This is a genomic window from Pseudomonas sp. Kh14 (genome assembly GCF_900291005.1).
In the GTDB taxonomy this organism is placed as follows: domain Bacteria; phylum Pseudomonadota; class Gammaproteobacteria; order Pseudomonadales; family Pseudomonadaceae; genus Aquipseudomonas; species Aquipseudomonas alloputida.
Window position 1 is genome coordinate 1 of sequence record NZ_OLKJ01000325.1, and the last position, 234, is coordinate 234.

The following is a 234-nucleotide window of genomic DNA, read 5'->3' on the forward strand; positions in this document are numbered from 1 at the left end:
GGGCGGAACTCATCGTCATTGACGACGGATCAACCGATGCAACGCCGCAGGTGATCACCGCCTTGCAAGCCCAACACCCAGGCCGGTTTCGGGCGTTGCGCAAGGCCAATGGTGGTTTATCGTCGGTACGGAATCGCGGGATTGCCGAAGCCCGGGGGGATTACCTGATATTTCCTGACGCCGACGATGCCCTGCTACCGGGCGCACTGGCCGCTTTCGCGGCGCATATCCAGG

At 62.4% G+C, this 234-nt stretch carries 1 protein-coding gene; it reads left to right on the plus strand.

The window, feature by feature from the left end:
* A partial coding sequence (locus FQ668_RS28300) for a glycosyltransferase family A protein (RefSeq protein WP_144180894.1) occupies positions 1-234 on the plus strand: 234 nt, incomplete at both ends.